This window comes from Streptomyces gelaticus, assembly GCF_014649535.1.
Taxonomy (GTDB): Bacteria; Actinomycetota; Actinomycetes; order Streptomycetales; family Streptomycetaceae; genus Streptomyces; species Streptomyces gelaticus.
Genome location: NZ_BMTF01000045.1, coordinates 1 through 5,706, shown reverse-complemented (window position 1 = coordinate 5,706; position 5,706 = coordinate 1). Strand labels below are relative to the sequence as shown.

Sequence of the window (5,706 nt, the reverse complement as noted above, 5' to 3'; positions counted from 1 at the left end):
AACCAGCGGTACGAGGACGGCAACGAAGTCGATCCGGTACGGTCCCGGCAGCAGCCGGAACCCCGCCGCCAGGCACACCCTCCCGCCGTCGAGCCCACCGATCCCGCGGCGCCCGCGGCCGTCCCCGTGGAACACACACCGGCCGAGACCACCGCCACCGCCGCCCCCGCCGAAGCCGCCTCCGGAACCGGAAGCGGAGCCGGGGCCCCCGCCCCCGTCCTCTCCCCGCTCCCCTCCCCCCGCGCCCCCCGCGTCGTCTACGGACCGGCCGCGACGCGGCGCCCCACCGTCGTCCAGGCCATCCACGAAGCCGTGGGCCCCGCGCTCGTCGTCACCTCCGACCCCACCGTCTGGGGCGAGACGAAGGACGCCCGCGCCAAGCTCGGCCCGGTTCTCGTCTACGACCCGGGCCACCTCTGCGACACCCCGGCCCGCCTGCACTGGTCCCCCACCGCGGGCTGCGAACAACCCGACACGGCCGCCGCCCGCTCCACCGCGCTCCTGGCCCCGGTCCGGCCGCAGGCCCGTATCGACGCGGCGACCGCCGACACCGCGGCAACGCTCCTCCAGTGCTGGCTGCACGCCGCCGCCATCGACGGCCGCCCCTTCCGCCAGGTCCACCGCTGGGCGCTCGGCGGCAGCGCCCACGAACCGGTGCGCCTGCTCCGTACCCACCCCAAGGCGGCCTCCGGACTCGCCGGCCTGCTGGAGTCGGCGCTGACCGCCCACCCCGAACGCCGTGAAATGGCACAGGCGTTGACGGTACGGGCCTTCGGCGCGCTGTCGTCCGTCCACATCCGCGAGGCCTGCACGCCGAACCGGGCCGATTCACTCGCACTGGAATCTTTCGCGGCAGAAGGGGGCACCCTCTATGTGGTGGGTGAACCGGTCGAGGACCCCCGCTCGGTACCAGGAGCAATGCCCCTGCTCACGGCACTCGCCTCACACGTGGTCGAGCACGGCCGCCGCATGGCCGCACGGTCATCCGACGGTCGGCTCGACCCACCAATGACGCTGGTGCTCGACGACATCGCCGCGGTGGCCCCCCTCCCCCGGCTCCCGGAACTGCTGGCGACCGGCGAGGACATGGGGCTGCCGGCCCTGGCGCTCCTCCGCTCCCAGGAGCAGGCCCGCGCCCGCTGGTCCCAGGAGCTCACCACCTCACTCTGACGGAACGCGCTCCACCGCGTACTCGATCTCCCGCGCGGACGGGTCGCCCGGCATGGGCACCGAGTGTCCGGTCGCCACGAAGCCGATCCGCCGGTAGACCGCCGCCGCCCGCGCGTTGTCCTCGTGCACGTACAGCCGCACCCGCTCGATCCGCGGCTCCGCCAGCGACCAGGCCCAGTCCGTCCCGGCCCGGAACAGTTCCTCGGCCAGACCCGCGCCCCTCGCCTCGGGCCGGACGTACACGCCGACCACATGCGCCTGGTGGACGCCGACCGCCTCCCCGAACCGCACCTCCGTGTCCGGCCGTTCGATCAGCACCGTGACGCTGCCGTCCCACCGCCCGTCCGGCGCGACGGCGACGAACTGCCGCACGTCACCGCTCCCGGCCGCGGACCCGCCGAGCGCCCGGTCCTGCCAGAACGCGTCGGAGTGGGCCACGCTCTGCTCGTACGTCTCCAGGAAGGCCACGGGCGCGACCGGATCCCGCAGCGCGGCCAGCCGCAACTCCTTGACCAGCGGCCATTCGTCGGCGCGCACGGCTCGAATCACATGTTCCATCCACCGATCCTGCCCCCGCCGCCCGACCTGCGCCAACACCATTTCCCGCGCCGCACGGCATCGTGACGTCGTACCCCGGTACTACGCGCACCGCCACGTCCCGCCCCAGGTCCGACGCCTGCCCCGGGCCCGCTCCGTAGCGTCGACCGCATGATCAGGGCATACGAACTCACCAAGAAATACGGGGACAACACCGTCGTCCAGGACCTCGACTTCACGGTCCGGCCCGGCACCGTCACCGGGTTCCTCGGCCCGAACGGCGCCGGGAAGTCGACGACGATGCGCATGCTGCTCGGCCTGGACGCGCCCACCCGGGGCCGCTCCACGATCGGCGGACGGGCCTACACCGCCCACAACGCACCGCTCACCGAGGTCGGCGCGCTCCTGGAGGCCCGCTCCGTCCACCCCGGCCGGACCGCCTTCAACCACCTCATGGCACTGGCCCACACCCACGGCATCCCGCGCGGCCGCGTCGAGCACGTACTCGACCTGGCCGGGCTGACCGCGGTCGCCCACAAACGCGTCAAGGGCTTCTCGCTGGGCATGGGCCAACGGCTCGGCATCGCCGCCGCGCTCCTCGGCGACCCGGCGACGCTCATCCTGGACGAGCCGGTCAACGGCCTCGATCCGGAGGGCGTGCTGTGGGTCCGCAACCTCCTCAGGTCCCTCGCGCGACAAGGCCGTACGGTCCTGGTCTCCTCGCACCTGATGAGCGAGATGGCGCTCACCGCCGACCATCTGGTCATCATCGGCCGCGGCCGGCTCCTCGCCGACACCACGGTCACCGAGTTCGTCGCCACGGCCGGTGGCACCTCGGTCAAGGTCGTCACCCCGCAGCCCGACGCCCTGCGCGAACTCCTCACCGGTCCCGGCATCGACATCACCACCGACAGCGCCGCCTCCCCCGACGAGCTGGACATCCGCGGCACGGACGCGGCACACATCGGCCGCACGGCCGCCGCCCACGCCATCCCGCTGTACGAACTCACCCCGCGGACCGCCTCCCTGGAGCAGGCCTTCATGGACCTCACCCAGGAGTCGGTCGAGTACCGGATCACCACCCCCGAACCGACCGGAGCCCTCGCATGACCACTGCGGCAGCCCACCCCGACCGCCGACCGCACCCGGCACAGCAGCACCAGGCACAGCAACACCCGTACCGGGTCACCCCCACCCGGGTCCTGCGCTCCGAGTGGCACAAACTCCGCTCCCTGCGCTCCTCCTGGATCACCATGGGGTCGGCGGCCGTCCTGATGCTCGCCGTAGGCCTGGTGATGGGCACGACGTACACCAGCGACGGCGGTGACTCCGACGTCGACACCGTGGTCCTGGTCCTCTACGGATCGGTGCTCAGCACGCTGTGCACCGTGGTCCTGGGCATCCTGGTCACCGCGGGCGAGTACTCGACGGGCCTGATCCGCGCCTCGCTCGCCGCGGTCCCCCGCAGACTCCCGGTCCTGTGGGCGAAGGCGGCTGTCTTCGCCGTCTCGGTCTTCGTCGCCACGCTCACCACCGCCCTGCTCACCTTCCTCGCCGCGCAGTTCTTCCTCCACGACACCGACCAGGCGGCCTCGCTCGGCGATCCGGGCGTGTTCGGCGCGATCGTCGGCAACTCGGCGGGCATCACCCTGCTCAGCCTGATCGCGCTCGGGCTCGGCGCCCTGCTCCGCTCGGTGCCGGGGGCCATCGGCACCTACATCGGCGGCGTACTGATCCTGCCGGAGGTCCTCTCCATGCTTCCGTACGACGCGGTGGAGAGCGCCGTCAAGTACTTCCCGACCCAGGCGGCCGGCGTCCTCGGTTCCGCCACCCCGCTCGAAGGCGACGCCTCCGCGGGCGGCGCCCTGCTCGCGCTGTGCCTGTGGGCCGGGGCGAGCCTGGGCACGGCCGCCCTGCTGCTGCGCCGACGCGACGCATGACCCGGGGGCGGCCGACGGCGAGGATGGACGCGTGACGGACGACGACATGAACCGGGCCTGGGGCACCACTCCCGGCACCACCGCGATCACCGGGCACATCCAGCGCCTGCTCCAGCGCGTCCGCGCCTTCGACCTGCGCCGCCCGATGGTCTGGAACGGCCTGCTGACCACCTCCTGGGTGCTCTTCGCCGTACTCGACGTCAGCTCGGGCGGCTGGCGCACCGTGGCCCTCGACCCGAACGTGTCCGGGACGCTGGTCCTGCTGATGAGCGTGGCGTTCTCCGCGCCGCTGCTGTGGCGGCGTACGCATCCCCTGGCCGTGCTGGCGTTCATGGCACCGGTCTCGCTGGTGAACGCCTGGTCCGGTGCCGTCATCCAGGCCGCCTTCCTGCAGGAGATCGTCGTCTTCAACGTCGCGCTGCGGCTGCCCGGACGGGCCCTGGCGTGGGCGGGCGCCCTGGTGGCCGCCCCACTGCTGGCCGGCGCGGTACGCCACCCGCACAGCTGGGACCCGCTGATCGTCCCGCACCTCTGGGCGTTCACACTCTCGGCACTGCTCGGGATCGTGGTCCGTACGCGCAAGGAGTACACGGAAGCCCTCGTCGACCGGGCCCGCAGGCTGGAACGGGAACGCGACCAGCAGGCCCGGCTCGCGGCCGCCGCCGAACGGACCCGCATCGCCAGGGAGATGCACGACATCATCGGCCACAACCTGTCCGTCATCACGGGCCTCGCGGACGGCGGCGCCTACGCGGCGGCCAAGAACCCGGAACGGGCCGCCCAGGCCTTGGAAGCCATCGGCACCACCAGCCGCCAGGCCCTCACCGAACTCCGCCGTCTGCTCGGCGTCCTGCGCGACCACCCCGCCGAGGCCGACCGCACCCCGCAGCCGACCCTGGACGACCTGGACGACCTCCTCACCGGCGTACGGGCAGCGGGCCTCCCCGTTCGCCTGCACATCCGCGGCACGCCCCCGTCCGCCCCGCCCACCGCGGGCCGGCAGTTGACGGTCTACCGGGTGGTGCAGGAGGCCCTGACGAATACCCTGAAGCACGGTGGCACGGCCCCGTCGCCGACCGCGGAGGTCACCCTGACCTACCGGCCGGAGGAACTGGAAGCCCTGATCACGGACACGGGCACCGCCGGCCGTGCCGGCCGTCGCGGTCCCGAGGGCGGCGGACAGGGGATCACCGGTATGCGTGAGCGGGCGTCCCTGTACGACGGCACACTCGAAGCGGGCTCGCTGCCGAAGTCCGCTCCCGTGAGCGGCTGGCAGGTACGACTCCGACTTCCTCTGGAGGACACACCCTCGTGACGACCGTGCTCATCGCGGACGACCAGCCGATGCAACGCTTCGGCTTCCGCATGCTGTTGGAGAGCCAGGACGACATGAACGTCGTGGGCGAGGCCGGCAACGGCGTCGAAGCCCTGAGCCTCGTTCAGCGGCATCAGCCGGACGTGGCACTCATGGACATCCGCATGCCGCTCCTGGACGGCATCGAGGCCACCCGCCGCATCATCAAGGCCGGTGCCCGCACCCGCGTCCTCATCGTCACGACCTTCGATCTCGACCAGTACGCGTACGACGGTCTCCGCGCCGGCGCCAGCGGCTTCCTCATCAAGGACGCGCTGCCGGAGGAGCTCCTCGCCGGAATCCGTGCCGTGGCCGGCGGCGACGCGGTGGTGGCCCCCAGCCTCACCCGCCGTCTGCTGGACGCGTACGTCCAGCATCTCCCGACCGTTCCGGGTGGCCCCGCCACCCTGGACGCGCGTATCGCTTCCCTCACCGAGCGGGAGCGAGAAATCCTCACCGTCATCGGGCAGGGCTGGTCCAACACGGAGATCGCCGAACGTCTGCACCTCGCCGAATCAACGGTGAAAACACATGTCACGCGCATCCTCGCGAAAACCGGATCCCGTGACCGTGTCCAGGCGGTCATCCTGGCCTACGACACCCACCTGGTGACGCCGGCATAGCAGGTCGGCCCGGCAGAGACCCGTGAACGCGAAAAAGCCCCGTGCCACAAGGGCACGGGGCTTTCCCGTAAAAGGAGTTCGG

General features: G+C 72.1%; 5 protein-coding genes and 1 pseudogene. 5 read left to right on the top strand and 1 reads right to left on the bottom strand.

The features are described 5' to 3' along the window. A pseudogene (locus tag IE107_RS33305) lies at positions 1–1,170 on the top strand (type IV secretory system conjugative DNA transfer family protein); the annotation flags it as partial. Here IE107_RS33305 and IE107_RS33300 read toward each other — a convergent pair. Then, on the bottom strand, positions 1,162–1,728 hold the full coding sequence (locus IE107_RS33300) for a GNAT family N-acetyltransferase (RefSeq protein WP_189548083.1): 567 nt from the start codon (positions 1,726–1,728) through the stop codon (positions 1,162–1,164). The pseudogene IE107_RS33305 and the gene IE107_RS33300 sit on opposite strands and share 9 nt — an antisense overlap. Before the next feature lie 150 nt (positions 1,729–1,878). Here IE107_RS33300 and IE107_RS33295 point away from each other — a divergent pair, with 150 nt between their 5' ends. Genes IE107_RS33295 through IE107_RS33280 form a run of 4 tightly spaced genes read left to right on the top strand, consistent with a single transcriptional unit; the run spans position 1,879 to position 5,624 of the window. After that, positions 1,879–2,817 carry an ABC transporter ATP-binding protein gene (locus tag IE107_RS33295; RefSeq protein WP_189548082.1) on the top strand — a complete coding sequence of 313 codons (939 nt, stop codon included), beginning with the start codon at positions 1,879–1,881 and terminating at the stop codon, positions 2,815–2,817. Then, entirely contained in the window at positions 2,814–3,647 is an 834-nt protein-coding gene (locus IE107_RS33290) for an ABC transporter permease (protein WP_189548081.1), read from the top strand. Before IE107_RS33295 ends, IE107_RS33290 begins: the two co-directional genes overlap by 4 nt. A gap of 46 nt (positions 3,648–3,693) precedes the next feature. After that, a complete protein-coding gene (locus IE107_RS33285) occupies positions 3,694–4,962 on the top strand; it encodes a sensor histidine kinase (protein ID WP_229867453.1) in 1,269 nt (422 codons plus the stop codon). Beyond that, positions 4,959–5,624 carry a response regulator gene (locus IE107_RS33280; protein ID WP_189548080.1) on the top strand — a complete coding sequence of 222 codons (666 nt, stop codon included), beginning with the start codon at positions 4,959–4,961 and terminating at the stop codon, positions 5,622–5,624. The genes IE107_RS33285 and IE107_RS33280 overlap by 4 nt, the downstream gene beginning before the upstream one ends. Positions 5,625–5,706: the final 82 nt, after the last annotated feature.

Bases quoted from the DNA above. Each gene is read 5' to 3' on its own strand.
- IE107_RS33285 (WP_229867453.1), top strand. From the start codon at position 3,694: ATGAACCGGGCCTGGGGCACCACTCCCGGCACCACCGCGATCACCGGG.
- IE107_RS33295 (WP_189548082.1), top strand. From the start codon at position 1,879: ATGATCAGGGCATACGAACTCACCAAGAAATACGGGGACAACACCGTC.
- IE107_RS33290 (WP_189548081.1), top strand. From the start codon at position 2,814: ATGACCACTGCGGCAGCCCACCCCGACCGCCGACCGCACCCGGCACAG.
- IE107_RS33300 (WP_189548083.1), bottom strand. From the start codon at position 1,728: ATGGAACATGTGATTCGAGCCGTGCGCGCCGACGAATGGCCGCTGGTC.